14 protein-coding genes and 1 tRNA gene are annotated in these 16,379 nt (G+C 67.3%); 3 read left to right on the forward strand and 12 right to left on the reverse strand.

Annotation, left to right across the window (positions count from 1 at the left end; genetic code table 11):
* Positions 1-8: 8 nt before the first annotated feature.
* Positions 9-2,726 (reverse strand): nitrate/nitrite transporter, encoded by a 2,718-nt coding sequence (locus E3U25_RS07765; protein ID WP_116220721.1) that lies wholly within the window; start codon positions 2,724-2,726, stop codon positions 9-11.
* A 273-nt stretch (positions 2,727-2,999) separates the two neighbouring features.
* On the opposite strand from E3U25_RS07765, the gene E3U25_RS07770 reads away from it, so the two are divergent.
* Positions 3,000-3,704, forward strand: a complete 705-nt coding sequence (locus E3U25_RS07770) for a helix-turn-helix domain-containing protein (RefSeq protein WP_036756548.1) — start codon at positions 3,000-3,002, stop codon at positions 3,702-3,704.
* Positions 3,705-3,924: 220 nt separating this feature from the next.
* Here the strand turns inward: E3U25_RS07770 and E3U25_RS07775 are convergent, their stop codons facing one another.
* Positions 3,925-5,115: a multidrug effflux MFS transporter gene (locus E3U25_RS07775; protein WP_116220720.1), complete on the reverse strand. Its 1,191-nt coding sequence runs from the start codon at positions 5,113-5,115 to the stop codon at positions 3,925-3,927.
* Positions 5,116-5,484: 369 nt separating this feature from the next.
* On the opposite strand from E3U25_RS07775, the gene E3U25_RS07780 reads away from it, so the two are divergent.
* Positions 5,485-6,198, forward strand: coding sequence for a FadR/GntR family transcriptional regulator (locus E3U25_RS07780; protein ID WP_036756542.1), 714 nt, complete (start codon positions 5,485-5,487; stop codon positions 6,196-6,198).
* 210 nt (positions 6,199-6,408) lie between these two features.
* Positions 6,409-7,368: an asparaginase gene (locus tag E3U25_RS07785; protein WP_166435386.1), complete on the forward strand. Its 960-nt coding sequence runs from the start codon at positions 6,409-6,411 to the stop codon at positions 7,366-7,368.
* 190 nt (positions 7,369-7,558) lie between these two features.
* Here the strand turns inward: E3U25_RS07785 and E3U25_RS07790 are convergent.
* The 10 genes from E3U25_RS07790 to sufB form a co-directional block, all read right to left on the reverse strand.
* Positions 7,559-7,635, reverse strand: a tRNA-Arg gene (locus E3U25_RS07790).
* A 53-nt stretch (positions 7,636-7,688) separates the two neighbouring features.
* A complete protein-coding gene (locus E3U25_RS07795; RefSeq protein WP_036756536.1) occupies positions 7,689-8,345 on the reverse strand; it encodes a cytochrome b/b6 domain-containing protein in 657 nt (218 codons plus the stop codon).
* Positions 8,338-9,981 (reverse strand): tetrathionate reductase family octaheme c-type cytochrome, encoded by a 1,644-nt coding sequence (locus E3U25_RS07800; RefSeq protein ID WP_208861511.1) that lies wholly within the window; start codon positions 9,979-9,981, stop codon positions 8,338-8,340. The genes E3U25_RS07795 and E3U25_RS07800 overlap by 8 nt, the downstream gene beginning before the upstream one ends.
* A 156-nt stretch (positions 9,982-10,137) precedes the next feature.
* A complete protein-coding gene (locus E3U25_RS07805; RefSeq protein WP_036756531.1) occupies positions 10,138-11,349 on the reverse strand; it encodes a cysteine desulfurase in 1,212 nt (403 codons plus the stop codon).
* Complete coding sequence (locus E3U25_RS07810; protein WP_036756528.1) at positions 11,346-11,933, reverse strand: YIP1 family protein; 588 nt, start codon at positions 11,931-11,933, stop codon at positions 11,346-11,348. The genes E3U25_RS07805 and E3U25_RS07810 overlap by 4 nt, the downstream gene beginning before the upstream one ends.
* On the reverse strand, positions 11,930-12,418 hold the full coding sequence (locus E3U25_RS07815; protein ID WP_114536110.1) for a hypothetical protein: 489 nt from the start codon (positions 12,416-12,418) through the stop codon (positions 11,930-11,932). The genes E3U25_RS07810 and E3U25_RS07815 overlap by 4 nt, the downstream gene beginning before the upstream one ends.
* Positions 12,415-13,779, reverse strand: coding sequence for a SufB/SufD family protein (locus E3U25_RS07820; protein WP_116221672.1), 1,365 nt, complete (start codon positions 13,777-13,779; stop codon positions 12,415-12,417). Before E3U25_RS07820 ends, E3U25_RS07815 begins: the two co-directional genes overlap by 4 nt.
* Positions 13,779-14,534, reverse strand: coding sequence for a Fe-S cluster assembly ATPase SufC (sufC, locus tag E3U25_RS07825; RefSeq protein WP_036756524.1), 756 nt, complete (start codon positions 14,532-14,534; stop codon positions 13,779-13,781). The genes E3U25_RS07820 and sufC overlap by 1 nt, the downstream gene beginning before the upstream one ends.
* 9 nt (positions 14,535-14,543) lie before the next feature.
* Positions 14,544-14,855 carry a heavy metal-binding domain-containing protein gene (locus E3U25_RS07830; RefSeq protein WP_036756521.1) on the reverse strand — a complete coding sequence of 104 codons (312 nt, stop codon included), beginning with the start codon at positions 14,853-14,855 and terminating at the stop codon, positions 14,544-14,546.
* Positions 14,852-16,378 (reverse strand): Fe-S cluster assembly protein SufB, encoded by a 1,527-nt coding sequence (sufB, locus tag E3U25_RS07835; protein ID WP_072463069.1) that lies wholly within the window; start codon positions 16,376-16,378, stop codon positions 14,852-14,854. The genes E3U25_RS07830 and sufB overlap by 4 nt, the downstream gene beginning before the upstream one ends.
* Position 16,379: the final 1 nt, after the last annotated feature.

Consider the following 16,379-nt stretch of genomic DNA (forward strand, 5'->3'; position numbering starts at 1 on the left):
CTCCTATGTCAGGCAGGGGTGGCGGCGCCGGCAGGGGCGCGGCCGCGTTCGATGTCGTGCAAAAGCCCGCCCGGCCGGGTGTAGAACACCCAGGTCACGGCAAGGCACAGCACGTAGAAGCCCAGGAAGGCCCAGAGCGCGCCCAACGCCGATCCGGTCAGCGCGATCGAGCTGCCGTAGGCCTTGGGGATGAAGAAGCCGCCATAGGCGCCGATCGCGCTGGTGAAGGCGATGATCGCGGCGGATTCGCGGTCGGACTGCCGGCGGCGGTCCTCGGGGGAAAGCTGCGGCTCAAGCCGGGCGACTTCCTTGCGCATGATGACGGGGATCATCTGGAAGGTCGAGGAATTGCCGACCCCGGTAAAGAAGAACAGCGCCATGAAGCCCGCGAAGAAGCCCCAGAAGGACAGCGCCTGGAGCGAGACGATCACCAGCCCCACCGACACGATCATGCCGGCAAAGACCCAGAAGGTCACGCGCCCGCCGCCGACCCGGTCGGAAAGCCAGCCCGTCCCCGCCCGGCTGAGCGCGCCGACCAGCGGCCCCAGGAAGACGAATTGCAGCGCGTTCACATCGGGGAAGGCCAGCTTGATCAGCAGCGGGAAGCCCGCCGAATAGCCGATGAAGCTGCCGAAGGTGCCGATATAGAGCAGGCACATCACCCAGTTGTGCAGCCGGGTAAAGATCACCGCCTGCTCGCGGAAGCTGGCGCGGGCGTCGGTGATGTCGTTCATGCCCAGCCATGCCGCGATGGTCGAGACGATGATGAAGGGCACCCAGATGAAGCCCGCGTTCTGCATCCACAGCCGGCTGCCGTCCGAAAGCTCCTGCGCCGCGCCGCCCATGGCGCCGAAGACGCCCATGGTGATGACGATGGGCACCAGGAACTGCATCAGCGACACGCCCAGGTTGCCCAGGCCCGCGTTCAGCCCCAGGGCGTTGCCCTTTTCCGATTTCGGGAAGAAGAAGCTGATATTGGCCATGGACGAGGCGAAGTTCGCGCCCCCCAGCCCGCAAAGCAGCGCCAGCGCCACGAAGATCACATAGGGCGTCGAGGGATCCTGCACCGCATAGCCGATGCCCATGGCCGGGATCAGCAGCGAGGCGGTGGACAGCGTCGTCCACAGCCGCCCGCCAAAGATCGGCACCATGAAGCTGTAGAAGATGCGCAGCGTGGCCCCCGACAGCGCCGGCAGCGCCGCCAGCCAGAACAGCTGGTCCTGCGTAAAGTCGAAGCCGATCAGCGGCAGCTTGGCCACGACCACCGACCACACCATCCAGACCGCGAAGGCCAGCGTCAGCGCCGGGATCGAGATCCACAGGTTGCGCCGGGCGATCCTGCGGCCCTGCTCGGCCCAGAAGGTCGGGTTCTCGGGGCGCCAGTCGTCCAGCACGCGCGGCATCACCGTGCGCTCGGGGTCATGCACCTCGGCCAGTTCGGGAAAGTTCGGCAGCCGGTCCAGGGCGCGGCCCTGGGCGCGGCGCTCCATGGCGCGGATCGACAGGTGCATCCAGGCCATCGAGACGACGACGATCAGCAAAAGCAGGGCAAAGCACGAGGTCCAGATCCCGGTCAGGTCCAGCGCCGCGCCGAAGACGATGGGCAGAACGAAGCCCCCCAGCCCGCCGATCATGCCGACAAGCCCGCCGACCGCGCCGACGTGGTTCGGGTAATAGACCGGGATGTGCTTGAAGATCGCGGCCTTGCCCAGGCTCATGAAGAAGCCCAGCGCAAACAGCGTCACCACGAAGGGCCAGAGCCCCATCTCGGTCGAGAACGAGATCAGCCCGTCCTTGCCGCGGATGGTATAGTCCGTCGGCGGATAGGACAGCATGAACAGGAACAGCGCGCTGAAGCCGAAGGTCCAATACATCACCGTGCGCGCGCCGAAACGGTCCGACAGGATGCCGCCATAGGCGCGGAAGATGCTGGCCGACAGGCTGAAGGCCGCCGCCGCCATGCCGGCCACCCGCAGGTCGACGCCATAGACCTGCGTCAGGTAATGCGGCAGCCACAGCGCCAGGGCGACGAAGCCGCCGAAGACGAAGAAGTAGTAAAGCGCAAAGCGCCAGACCTGCAGATTCCTGAGCGGCGCGAACTGCTCGGCCAGGGTCGGCGCGGCGATGCCCTGGGCGCGGCGCGCCTCGAAATCGGGATCGTCGCGGGCGACCAGCAGGAAGACCACGCCCATCAGCGCGATGCCCACCGCCCAGATCTGCGCCACCGCCTGCCAGCCCCAGGCCACCAGGATGAAGGGCGCGATGAACTTGGTCACCGCGGCGCCGACATTGCCCATGCCGAAGATGCCAAGCGCGGTCCCCTGGCGCTGGGCCGGGAACCATTTCGAGACATAGGCGACGCCGATGATGAAGGAACCGCCCGCCATGCCCACGCCAAGCGCGGCCAGCAGGAAGGTGGCATAGCTGTCGGCCCAGGTCAGCGCCCAGGTGGCAAGGCCGGTGAACAGCATCTGCAACGAGAACACCAGGCGCCCGCCATAGCGTTCGGTCCAGACGCCCAGGATCAGCCGGATCAGCGACCCGGTCAGGATGGGCGTGGCGATCAGCACCCCATATTCGAACTCGGTCAGGCCGAGTTCCTGCTTGATGGTGATGCCGATGATGGAAAAGATCGTCCAGACGGCGAAGCACAGCGTGAAGGCGGTGGTGCTGAGCCACAGCGCCTTTTGCTGCTGCATCGGGGAATAGGAACTTGGGTCCGGCATGGCGGATGCTCCGATTGGGACGTTCGCGCGCTGTTTGTGGCGCTCACCCAACACGGGCCGCGGCGGCAATGTTTGATCTGGATCAACCTGGCCCAGCCGCACCCCGGAAACCGACCGGATTTCGATTCTGCGCCGTCAGGGTTGAAGGATACTCAATCCGGCACCCATCGTTCGCCCTGTCATTTCATGACAAATATGCCATTATTGATTGACAAATATCAAGATTTTTGCTATGTCAGATGCGATTCCAGACCCATCCGACAGGACAGCTTTATGCGCGAAGAGGACCGCAACGACATCCGCAACCTGCCGCTGTTTCGCAACATGACCAGCCCGTGCTTCGACGCGCTGATCCATGCGGCCTACGACCAGGTGTTCCCCGCCCAGCTGGAGCTGATCCGGCAGGGCGAGGTGGCGAATTTCCTGCATGTCGTGCTGGAGGGCGCGGTCGAGCTTTACGCCAACTGGCAGGACCGCGACACCACCATGGCCGTGGTCCAGCCGGTCGCCACCTTCATCCTGGCCGCCTGCATGCGCGACGCGCCCTATCTGATGTCGGCGCGCACCCTGCAACGCTCGCGCATCGTGCTGATCCCGGCGGTGGACGTGCGCGCGGCCTTTTCGCGCGACCACGGCTTTGCCCTGGCCACGGTGCAGGAACTGTCCGAGGGCTATCGCAACCTGGTGCGCCATGCCAAGAACCTCAAGCTGCGCAATGCCCGCGAAAGGCTGGGCGCCTATCTGTGGCAACGGTCGCAGGACGCGGGCGGCGTGGCGGGCTTCGTGCTGCCGCAGGAAAAGCGGCTGCTGGCCTCTTACCTGGGCATGACGCCGGAAAGCCTGTCGCGCGCCTTCAAGGCGCTGCGCGACCATGGCGTGCATATCGACGGCATGCGCGTCACCATCACCGACCCGGCCGCGCTGAAGGCGCTGGTCCAGCCCAACACCCTGCTGGACACGGCGCTGAACATTCCCTGACGGCGGGGATCCGAGCGCAAGCGGCGGCCTCCGACCGCGCCCGGATATGCCGGCGGATAGGTTCCGCCGATCCCGACCGAAAGGCAGCGGGTGCTGGCGCGACACGGCGCGCCGGCCCAGCGTGCCAGCCCGCCGGCGTGATCCATGATGCGGGTTTCGGCCCGAGCGCGCCCTGCCCGCCCCCAAGGGCGCGGCGCAGGCTGGGGCGGGACCGGGAAGGTCAGGCCAGCAGCCGCAGCCGCGGCAGCGAGGCCGCGGCCGCCGCCCAGGCAAGGCCCGCGCAAAGCGTGATCGCCGGCACCATGGTCGCCGCGGTATTGTCCAGGAGCGGCCCGGTCACGGCGATCATCAGCCCGCCCGTCAGCATCTGCAGCGTGCCGCCCAGCGACGAGGCGAGCCCGGCGATGTCGGGATGCGGGTCCAGCGACATGACCATGGCTGTCGGCATGACCAGCCCCAGGCAGGCATTGGCCACAAACAGCCCGGCGATGACCACCGCCAGCGCGTCGAACCCCGCCAGCACCACCAGGGACAGCGCCAGCGACAGCCCGGCAAAGCCGGTGATGGCCAGCGAGATCACCCGCTCCATCCCGAAGCGCTCGGCCAGCCGGCCGGCGAATTGCGAGGCGGTGAAGAAGCCCACCGCATTCACCGCGAAGGCCAGCGAGAACCCGGTCGGGCTGAGCCCGTATTGCCGGGTATAGACGAAGCTCGCCGAGGCCAGGAACACGAAGAAGCTGGCCATGCCGAAGCCGCCGATCATGGTCAGCCCCAGGAAGCGGCGGTCGGACAGCAGCCGCCGCGCCCCGGCCGTCATGGCCGCCAGCCGCACCGGCCGGCGCCGCTCGGCCGGCAGGGTCTCGGGCAGCACGAACAGGATCAGCCCCAGGCTCAGCAAGGCGGCCGCGGCCAGCACGGCGAAGATCTCGCGCCAGCCGCCCCAGGCCATCACCGCCGATCCGGTCAGCGGCGCCAGCATGGGCGAGACCGAGATCACGATCATGATCGCCGCCATCATCCTGGCCGCCGCGGGGCCGGTCGCCATGTCGCGGATCACCGCGCGCGGCACCGCCATCAGCGTGGCCGCGCCCAGCCCCTGCAAGGCGCGGGCGGCGATCAGCCAGCCGATGGTCGGCGCCAGGCTGGCCGCGACTGTGGCGGCCAGAAAGATCGCCACGCCGATCACCAGCGGCTTCTTGCGCCCGACCGCATCGGCCATGGGCCCATAGATCATCTGCGCAAAGCCGAAGACGATGAAATACGAGGTCAGGGTCAGCGCCGCCCCGGCCTCGGTGGTGCCAAGGTCGCTGGCCACCTGCGGCAGGGCGGGCAGATACATGTCGATCGCAAAGGGACCGACGGCGGAAAGCAGGCCAAGAAGCAGGGCCATGCGGAACAGGGGATCACGCATCGGAAAACCTGTAGCTGTTCGGATATGGGAAATGCGGGCGCAGAATCGCGCCAAGGGTCGTTCGCCGCCGCCGGCCCTGACTGCCATACCGCAGCAGCGGGTGCAACCCCGCACGGGCCGGGCGGGCAGAGTTGATAAATGTTCACCGCGCCCGGAATCCGGCTTCCAAAAATCCGCGACCCCCGGCAGGATGAGAAACGATTTCCCCGGATTCTGGACGCGGAGCGACGCGGATGAGGATCTATCACCTGATTTTCATGGCGCAGATCGCCGGCCTGGCCGGGCTGCTCGGCGCCGCCATTCTGTACTGGTAGACGGTTCCCCGACAGCACGTCTTGACAGGTGCGCCTGACATGCAACATTGGCGCCATGAACAAGGTGGCTGATTGGTTGTCCCATAAGAGCCCGGTCAGTCGGAAAAACGCCGCCGAGACGGTGTTCGAGGATCTGCGAGGCGCGATACTGGCCGGCCGCTTGCCGGTCGGCATCCGGCTGCCCTCCGAGGCCAAGCTGGCCGAGCATTACGGCGTCAGCCGCCCGATCATCCGCGAGGCCATGCGCTCGCTGCAGACGCTGGGCCTGACCCGCAGCCGCAGCGGCAGCGGCAGCTTCGTCATCTCGGACCGGCAGGCGCCGGAGCTTGCCTATGGCAACTATTCGGCGCGCGAGCTGATCGAGGCCCGCCCCTTCATCGAGATCCCCGCCGCCGGCTGGGCCGCCCTGCGCCGCAGCGACGAGGACATGGCCCGGCTCTTGCAGCTTTGCGACAGCATGGAGCGACAGGAGGATGCGCTGAAATGGGTGCGGCTGGATTCCGATTTCCACTGCCTGATCGCCGAGGCCGCCCGCAACCGGCTGTTCGCCCGCATCGTCACCGATTCCCGCGACGCGCTGATGCGGCAATCCGAACTGGTGAACCTGATGGCGGATCGGCGCATCACCTCGAACCTGGAACATCGCCGCATCGCCGAGGCGATCGCCGCCGGCTCCGAGACCGAGGCGCGCACCGCCATGCGCGACCATCTCGACGAGGTCGAACAGGCGATGACCTGGATCATCAGCCAGCGCCCGGCCAATTCCTGATCTTGCGGTGGCAGGCCCGCTGCGGCAATGATCCGCCCGCTTTCGCCCCCGGCCGCGCAAGATTACGCAGGGTGCAGGCGACCGGCCGGGCTTGACCCCGGCGGCGGCTGTGTTTATCGCAAGCTGTCAGACAGATCGCGGCAGGCCGGGCCCGCCCAAGCCGGCCGCAGTTCTGCAAGGGAGGGATTGCGCAACCATGCAGTTCGTGTCGTGACCGGGACCGGACGGATTCCGCTGCTGGCGGTGCTTGCCACCGGCGGCACCATCGCCAGCAGCCGGGACACGAACGGCGCCGCCAGCCCCAGCCTGGGAGCGGCGGATCTTTTGGCGATGCTGCCGCCGATGGCGGTCGACCTGCGCCCGCAAGAGGTGCTGGCCAAGGATTCCGCCAGCCTGACGCTGGCCGACATGCAGCGCATCAGTGACGCGGTGGCGGCCCAGCTGGCCGATCCCGGCATCGCCGGCGTCATCGCCCTGCACGGCACCGACGCGATGGAGGAAACCGCGCTTCTGGTGCAATTGCAGCATGCGCCGCGCAAGCCGGTGGTGTTCACGGGGGCGCAATTCGCCTCGGACCACCCGCGTTCGGACGGGGCGCGCAACCTGGCCGATGCCGTCCGCGCGGCCCTGCAGCCGCCCGGCCAGGGGGGCGTGGTCCTGGCCTTCGGCGGCCGGCTGCTGCCGGTCTGGGGGCTTTACAAATTCGCCTCGGACGCGCCGGACGCCTTTCGCCGCGTGGCCGAGGAAGGCCCCAGCGTCACCCGGCCCCTGCCCGCCCCGGTCGACAGCCTGCGCGTCGACATCGTCGCCACCCATCCCGGCAGCGACGGGCTGCATCTCGAGGCCAGCCTGGCCGCCGGGGCGCGGGGCATCGTGATCTCGGCGCTGGGATCGGGCAATGCCACGCCCGAACTGGTCGCCGCCATTGCGCGGGCACGAGCGCAGGGCGTGGTGGTGGTGGTCTCCAGCCGGGTGCCCGAGGGGCTGCTGTCGCCGATCTATGGCGGCGGCGGCGGCGGCCATGACATGCGTCGTGCGGGTGCCATCCATGCCCGGCTGCTGCGCCCCGGCCAGGCGCGCATCCTGCTGGCGGCGATGCTGGCCAATGGCTGCCCCGAGGCCGAGATCGCCCGCGCCTTCGAAACCGCACCGGAAGCCGCAACGACCTGAGCCCGGCCGCACAGCTCGTGGCGGACGCCACGCCGCTGATCTTGGCGGATGGAAGCCTCTGCCCACCCGCCAACGAATCGCGCCGCGGCGGGCCTTTCCCGCGCAGCCGATGCAGGGGAGCCGTGCTGGTTGGTCCAAGCCCCGCAGGAACATCCCAAGCGGCCGATGTTCCGGTGGTGGTTCGGGGAAATGGCGCACCCGACAGGATTCGAACCTGTGACCTTCGCCTTCGGAGGGCGACACTCTATCCAGCTGAGCTACGGGTGCCTCAGGCCGGTCCATAGCCGATCGGACCGGCCCCCGCAATGGCAAATCGCCGGTCAGGGCTTCAGGCGCCGGGGTTCCTCGGCGGCCAGATAGGCTTCCTGCTCGGGCGTCAGGTCGACGGTCTCGAACCCGGTCAGCATCGGCTTCACATGCTCGCGAAAGCCGTGGCCGACGGTCAGCAGGTAGACATGCGCCACCACGAAGCTGCCGATCGCAAAGGCGGTCAGGATGTGGATGTTGGCCACCGCCCAGATCGCCCATCCCGACGGGTCGAGATCGTCCCACAAGCCATAGCCCAGATAGGCAATGCCGCTGAGAAACACCGCCGGGAACAGCAGCACCTTCAACGCCAGATAGGCCAGCGCCTGCAAGGGGTTGTGCCGGCGCCGCAGCACCTTGCGATAGGGGTGCTCCTCGCCGCGGAACACCCCCCAGGCATAGAAGCGCGCGACCTGCCACAGCCCGGCGCGGCGCGGCGCGAACTGTCGCCACGTCCCGGTCGTCAGCAGCCAGAAGGCGGTGAAGGCCCAGAGCAGCATCAGCGCCACCGCGACGACGGAATGGATCGTCACCGCCAGGCCGAAGGTCAGAACCCCGTGCAGCCCCATGATCCGCAGCCCGGTGAACAGCAGGACCAGGATCGAGGCCGCCTGGCTCCAGTGCCACAGCCGGTTGAAGCGGGTATAGACCAGAACCTTGCGCTCAGCCATGATGCGCCCCCTTTCCCTTCCTGCCAAGCAGGCGCAGAAGCCCGTGCCCGGCCACGCCCGCGACCGCCATCGCCAGCAGGGCCAGCCCGATGATCCCGCCCGGCGGCAGGCCGGTGCCGGGAATATAGACGCCGGTGATTCCGGCCATGCGGCCTTCCGGCCGGTGGCAGGCACCGCATTTCAGCGCATCCTCGGCCGGCGCGACCATATGGGTGATCGGCCAATACATCTGCGTGTCGACGAAATCGAACTTCCCGGAATAATCCGTGCCCATGTAATGCGCCGCCGCCTGCAGCGCCTTGGACCAGTCGAAATTCGTCCAGAAGGCGGTATCGGTCTGCGGGCCATAGACCTGGCTGTGCAGAAGCACGTTGCGCTCGGTGTCGAAGGCCTGGCGGCCGACCATCTGCTTGAAGGGCCAGATCCGCGCATCCGGGTCGACGGCCGAACCCTCGAGCCGGTTGATCTCGACCGGCAGCGACGGATCGAAGACCGTCTCGGCGGTGGTGTACTCGACCGTGCCGTTGAACCAGCCATAGAAGGGCACCACGTTCTCGGCCCATTCGAAATTGCCCTTGGTGGACAGGTAGGTGTGCAGGTGCTGGCCGTCGGACTGGGTGAACTCCTCTTCGGCGAAGGGCTTGCCGTCCTTGAGCTTGCCGGCGGTCGACCAGTCCCACAGCGTCTTGGTCGCGACGCCGCCGCGAGCAAAGGACGGAATGTGGCAGGTCTGGCAGGCGACGCGGTCGGTATGGTCGTTCAGCTTCATCCCCGTCGGCGTCGCGGCATGGGGCCGGTTGCCGTGGCAGCTTTCGCAGGTCGCGGCATCGCGCGGCTGGCCCAGCAGATGGGCATCGACGATGTCCTTGGCCTCGACGGCATAGCGCGAGCCGGCGACGCGGTGGTCCTCGGTGACATGGCAGGTCTGGCAGGTGAAATTGCCGCCTTCGGGCGACATATGCACATCGGTCGCCAGGTCCGGCCGGATCAGCGCCGAGGACAGGTCGCCATGCTTCACGTTGTCGCCGCCGCCGCCGTAGAAATGGCAGTTGCCGCAATTGTCGCGTCCGGGCGCGCCCACCGATTGTGCCGCCCGCGCCAGATCGACCGGCTTGGCATCGGCGCCGGTGATGGTCTTGGCCCCGGCAGGCACCGGCTCCAGCGGCGGATGGCCCGCCATGTTGTCGAGCTTGGTATATTGGCCGGAACGGTCATGGCAGGCCAGGCAATCCACCCGCGCCGGGTCAGAGGGCGGCGGCTGGCGCACGTCGGTCCAGCCATAGCCGGCGTGGCAGGATGTGCAGCGCGCCTCGTTCGAGCCGACATTGCCGCAAAACGAATTGATGACGCTGGATTTTCCCAGCTTCTGCCCAGTTTCGGCATGGGTATAGTCCCATGTCCAGTGCAGCGTGTGCATGACCTGGTCGCCGGCCTCGGTATGGCAGGACAGGCAGGCCTGGGTGACTTCCGGCCCCGATGAGAAGGGCCCCTTCAGCGCCGGAAATTTCGAATGGTCGGCGGTGCTGCCGCTGCCCGGAACGGCAGGCGCCTCCTGCGCCTGCGCCGGCGCGGCCATCGCGGCCGCGACCCAAAAGGCCCATGCGAGCAAACGCATGGCCCGGTTTGTCGGTGGCATTTGCCCTCTTCCTCCCAAGGGTCGGCCGGTTCGCTACGGCCGAAGAGAGCGCGCTTCCTGAATGCAGTCTAGCAATGCCGGCACAACGCCGCCAGAATCGGGCGCCGCCGCAAATTGACGCATGCCTACGAAGGAACGAATATTACGCCGGAGGGGTCAGGCGAACAGTTCCCGGCAGAAGGACAGCCCGTCCACCAGCGCATCGACCTCGGCGCGGGTGTTATACATGGCGAAGCTGGCGCGCGCGGTGGCGCTGAGGCCGAAGAAGTCCAGCAGGGGCATGGCGCAATGCGTTCCCGCCCGCACCGCGATGCCGCGCTTGTCGAGGATGGTCGAGATGTCATGGGCATGCGCGCCCTGCATCGTCATCGAGAAGATCGCGCCCTTCTCGGCCGCGTCGCCCTGCACCGACAGCCAGTTCAGGCTGCGCAGCCGCTCGCGGGCATAGTCGCGCAGGTCACGCTCATGCGCGGCGATGTTCTCCATGCCAAGCGCCATCAGGTATTCCAGCGCCGCGCCCAGGCCGATCTGGTTGGCGATGCCGGGGGTGCCCGCCTCGAAGCGCAGCGGCGGGTCGGCGTAATCCACGCCGTCGCGGGTGACGGTGCGGATCATGTCACCGCCGCCCATGAAGGGGCGCATCTCGGCCTGGCGCTCGGCCCGGATCCAGATCGCGCCCGAGCCCGAGGGGCCATAGAGCTTGTGCCCGGTGATGCAGTAGAAATCGACGCCCAGCGTGGACAGGTCCACCGGCATATGCACCGCGGCCTGCGACCCGTCGGCCAGCACCGGCACGTCGGTCGCCCGCGCGATGGCGCCGACATCGACCACGGTGCCGGTCACGTTCGACATATGGGTGACGGCGATCAGCCGGGTGCGCGGTCCCACCGCCGCCAGCACCTTTTCGGGCGGCAGCGAGCCGTCGGGCTCGGGCTCGACCCATTTCAGCGCCACGCCCTGGCGTTCGCGCAGGAAGTGCCAGGGCACGATATTGGCGTGATGCTCCAGCACCGACAGCACGATCTCGTCGCCCGGCCCCAGCCGCGGCGCGGCCCAGCCATAGGAGACCAGGTTGATCCCCTCGGTCGCGCCCGAGGTGAAGATCACCTCGTCCTCGCGCGGGGCGTTCAGGAAGCGGGCGATGATGGCGCGCACCCGCTCGTAATTCTCGGTCGCGAGGTTGGACAGGAAATGCAAGCCGCGATGGACATTGGCATATTCCGCCTCATAGGCGCGGGTGATGGCGTCGATCACCACGCGCGGCTTTTGCGCCGAGGCGCCATTGTCCAGGTAGACCAGCGGCCGGCCGTTCACCTGCCGCGACAGGATCGGGAAATCGGCACGGATCTTTTCGACGTCGAAGCTCATGGTGTCACCTCGGGGACGATGCCGAATGCCGCCGCGATCAGCGACAGCACGAAGCCAAGCAGGAAAATGCTGCCGATCAGGCCCACGACCACCTTGCCGGTGCTGGTGAACCCGTGCAGCGCCTTGGTCATGGTCACGGCAAGATAGAGGAAAAGGCCAAAGGCCAGCATGGACAGCAGCGTGGCGGTAGCCGGGAACAGCGCCATCATCACCACCTGCACCGCCTGCAGCCCGACCAGCATCAGCTCGACCCAGCCGACGATCAGCAGCGCATCGGCGAACGTGCCATGCCCGCCGAACAGCCGGCCGATCTGGGCCACGAACAGCGCCGACAACGCCATGGCGCCCAGCTGGATGCCGGCCAGCGTCATCGGTTCGGAAAGCATGCGCGAGACAGGGTTGTCCACCTCGATCGGGAACAGCAGCAGCGACAGCGCGGCCAGCAGCGTGGACAGCGTCACCGCCAGCAGCAGCACCATCCAGCGCGTCGCCATCGGCAGGTCCAGCCCGCGCAGCACCGCGACCGCCGCATCGGGGTCGCGCAGGGTCAGGACCATCAGATCGCCAAGATCGCCCAGTTTCATCTGTTCCCCGCCAATGCGCGCAATCCCGCGCCCCATATCACGAGAAAGCCGAGCCCCGCCACCGCCCGCGTCACGCCAAGCGCCGCACCGGGGCCGACCAGCCCGGCGGTCAGCCCCGCCAGCAGCATCGCCGGCGCCACAGCCAGCAAGGCCCAGAACAGCGCCAGCCGCGAATCCTGCGGCGCGACCGGCCAGGGCGTCAGCCGCGACAGCGCCGAAACCAGCGCCGCCAGCCCATAGGCCAGCAGCGGCATCATGAACATCACCGCCAGCAGCGCCCCGCCCATGCGCGCGCCCAGCGGCACCTCGGGCATGAGCTGCGCATCCCGCGCATGGCCCGGCGCCTGCGCGATCAGAAAGATCAGCATCGCCGCCATCAGCACGACGATCAGCGCCCGGTCGGGCATGCCGCGCAGGGACCTAACTACCCTGCCCGGCGCCCACCAGCTTTCCAGGATGCGCGGGACGATGCCGGCCCGGCTCATGCCTTGCCCGGACTGGCCGCCTTGCCCGGATTGCCCGCGCGCGCCGTCAGCCAGTCTTCCAGCCGGCCCAGGATGTCGTCGCGCAGCCGCTGGTCCTCGATCTCGTCCAGCGCATCGGCCAGGAAGGACAGCACCAGCAGCACGATGGCGCGCTCCTTGGGCACCCCGCGCGAGCGCAGGTAGAACAGCGCCGTCTCGTCCAGCGCGCCGGTGGTCGAGCCATGCGAGCATTTCACGTCGTCGGCATAGATCTCGAGTTCCGGCTTGGCGAGGAACTGGCTGCCCTCGTCCAGCAGAAGCCCCTGGCTGATCTGGTAGCCGTCGGTCTTTTGCGCGCCGGGCTTGACCAGGATCTTGCCCTGGAAGATGCCCTCGGCCCCGTTCTTCAGCACCTTCTTGAACACCTGGCGGCTTTCGCAGCGCTCGGCGGCATGGGTGACGAAGACGGTGTCGTCATGGTGGAAGCGGCCGATGTCGCCGTCGCCCAGCACCGCGGCGGCGATATGGGCCACGGCATCGTCGCCGGCGATGTCGATCACCGCCTCGTTGCGCATCATCGAGCCGTTGACCGAAAGCGTGAAGGACTTGAACAGCGCCTCGGCAGCGACGCGGGCAAAGATATGGCCCAGCCCCAGCTTGGGATCGTTGGCGCGCTTGGCGCTGATGTGATGGAAGCGGGCGCCCCGGCCCAGGTCGGCCTCGATCACCACGTTCGAGCGCGCGCCGATCGAGCCGGTTTCCAGCAGCGTCAGCTCGGCCCCCTCCTCCAGCTGGACGAGGTGGTGCAGATGCACGTCGGCATCCGCCGCCGAGCGGCGATAGGTGATATGCACCGGACGCTCGACCTTGCCGGTGACGCGGATCAGCACGCCCTCGGCGGCGACCAGCGTGTTCAGCGCGGCGAAGGGTCGCTTGACCGGCACCTGGCCCGCGGTTTCCAGCCGGCCGTAAAGCCCGGCCGCCCAGTGATCCGCCCCGGCATCGGCGGCGGCCAGACTTTCGACCTGCACCCCCTCGGCCACAAGCGCATCCGAGGCCTCGGCGTCGAAGCGCCCGTCCACGAAGACCAGGTTCAGCCGGTCGATGCCGGTGAACAGGGTGGTTTCATCCGCCGCCAGCTCGACCGGCTGCGGCCGGGCCGCGTTGAAGGGCGCGGGATCGGTATAGCGCCAGTATTCGTCGCGCGCGCCGGGCAGGCCCATGGCCTCCAGCCGCTGCGCCGCATCCTCGCGCGCGGCGCGGGTAAAGCCGCCGCGCGGCAGGTCCAGCGCGTCCAGGCGCGCCGCAAGCGCGGCATCGCCGGGACGGGCCTTGCCCTCGACCGTGGGCACCTGCGCGGCAAGAACAGCCGTGTCCGCCATCATCCGACCTCCGCCAGCAGATCGCCGTAGCCGTTCTGCTCGACCTCCAGCGCCAGTTCGGGGCCGCCGGTGCGCACGATGCGGCCGTCGGCCATGATATGCACCACGTCGGGCCGGATATGGTCCAGAAGCCGCTGGTAATGGGTGATGACCAGGAAGCTGCGGTCGGGCGAGCGCAGGGCGTTCACGCCCTCGGCCACCAGCCGCATCGCGTCCACGTCAAGGCCGGAATCGGTCTCGTCCAGGATGCACATGCGCGGCTCGAGCATCGCCATCTGCAGGATCTCGTTGCGCTTCTTCTCGCCGCCCGAGAAGCCGACGTTGACCGCGCGCTTCAGCATCTCGCTGTCGATCTTCAGCGTCGCCGCCTTCTGGCGGATCAGCTTGAGGAAATCGGCCGAGGACAGCTCTTCCTCGCCGCGCGCCTTGCGCTGCGCGTTCACCGCGGTGCGCAGGAAGGTCATGTTGCCCACGCCGGGGATCTCGACCGGGTATTGGAAAGCCAGGAACAGGCCGGCGGCGGCGCGTTCCTCGGGCTCCATCTCCAGCAGGCTCTCGCCGTCCAGCGTGGCCTCACCGCCGGTGACCTCATAGCCGTCGCGACCCGACAGCACATAGGACAGCGTGGACTTGCCCGAGCCGTTCGGCCCCATGATGGCATGGACCTCGCCAGCCGGGACGGTCAGATCGACGCCCTTGAGGATCTGCTTGTCCTCATCCTCAAGCTTGACGTGCAGGTTCTTGATTTCCAGCATGGTTCGTTCCTATTCGACGCTTACGGCGGTGCCCGAGGCGGACACCATCAGCATGTTGTTGATGACTTCATAGTCCAGGTCGACGCCGACCACGGCATTGCCGCCCAGGGCGGCCGCGCGGTCCTGCATCTCGGACAGGGCGGTTTCGCGGGCCGAGGCCAGCGCGGATTCATAGGCGCCCGAACGGCCGCCCACGATGTCGCGAATCCCGGCGAAGATGTCGCGAAAGATATTGGCGCCGATGATGGTCTCGCCCGTCACCACGCCGTGATAGGCGCTGATGCGGCGGCCCTCGATGCCGGGGGTGGTGGTGACGATCATCCGACCGACCCCTCCAGGCTGATGGCGACCAGCGATTGCGCCTCCATGGCGAATTCCATCGGCAGGGCCTGCAAGACCTCGCGGCAGAAGCCGTTCACCACCAGGGCGACCGCCTCTTCCTCGTCCATGCCGCGCGAGCGGCAATAGAACAGCTGGTCGTCGTCCACCTTGCTGGTGGTCGCCTCATGCTCCACGCGGCTCGAGGTGTTCTTGACCTCGATATAGGGCACGGTATGGGCGCCGCATTTGTCGCCGATCAGCAGGCTGTCGCATTGCGTGTAGTTGCGGCTGTTCTTGGCGCGCGGGTGCATGGTCACGAGACCGCGATAGGTATTCTGCGCCTGCCCGGCGGAAATCCCTTTGGAAACAATGCGCGAGCGGGTGTTCTTGCCAAGATGGATCATCTTGGTGCCGGTATCGGCCTGCTGGTGGTTGTTGGCAATGGCGATCGAATAGAACTCGCCCTGCGACTCGTCGCCGCGCAGGATGCAGGAGGGGTATTTCCAGGTGATCGCGCTGCCGGTCTCGACCTGGGTCCACATCACCTTGGCCCGCGCCTCGCGGCAATCGGCGCGCTTGGTGACGAAGTTGTAGATGCCGCCCTTGCCTTCCTCGTCGCCGGGGAACCAGTTCTGCACGGTCGAATACTTGACCTCGGCATCCTCCAGCACGACGATCTCGACCACCGCGGCGTGCAGCTGGGCCACGTCGCGCTTGGGCGCGGTGCAGCCTTCCAGGTAGCTGACGTAAGAGCCCTTGTCGGCGATGATCAGCGTGCGCTCGAACTGGCCGGTATTCTCGGCATTGATGCGGAAATAGGTGGACAGCTCCATCGGGCAGCGCACCCCCGGCGGCACATAGACGAAGCTGCCGTCCGAAAAGACCGCCGAGTTCAGCGTGGCGAAGAAATTGTCCGACTGCGGCACGACCGAGCCCAGGTATTTCCGCACCAGCTCGGGATGCTCGCGGATCGCCTCGCTGATCGAGCAGAAGATGACGCCGGCCTTGGCCAGTTCGTCCTTGAAGGTGGTGCCGACGCTGACGCTGTCGAAGACCGCATCGACCGCGACCTTGCGCCCTTCGGCGGGCGCGCCCTCGGCACCCTCGATCCCGGCCAGGATCATCTGCTCCTTCAGCGGGATGCCCAGCTTTTCATAGGTGGCCAGCAGCTTGGGATCGACCTCGTCCAGCGACTTGGGCTTTTCAGCCATGCTTTTCGGGCGGGCGTAGTAATACTGGTCCTGATAGTCGATCTCGGGATAGTTGAGCATCGCCCATTTCGGCTCGGTCATGGTCTGCCAGCGGCGGAAGGCCTGCAGCCGCCACTCGGTCATCCATTCCGGTTCCTCGTTCTTCTTCGAGATCAGCCGGACGATGTCCTCGTTGATGCCCTTGGGGGCATATTCCATCTCGATCTCGGTATCCCAGCCGTATTTGTACGACCCCATGTTCTGGACGGTCTCGACGGTCTCGCGGTCTACGCCCTCGCGGATTTCGATTGCCTCGCCGATCTCTACAGTCATC

The sequence above is a fragment of the Paracoccus versutus genome (assembly GCF_029909795.1).
Taxonomy (GTDB): Bacteria; Pseudomonadota; Alphaproteobacteria; order Rhodobacterales; family Rhodobacteraceae; genus Paracoccus; species Paracoccus versutus.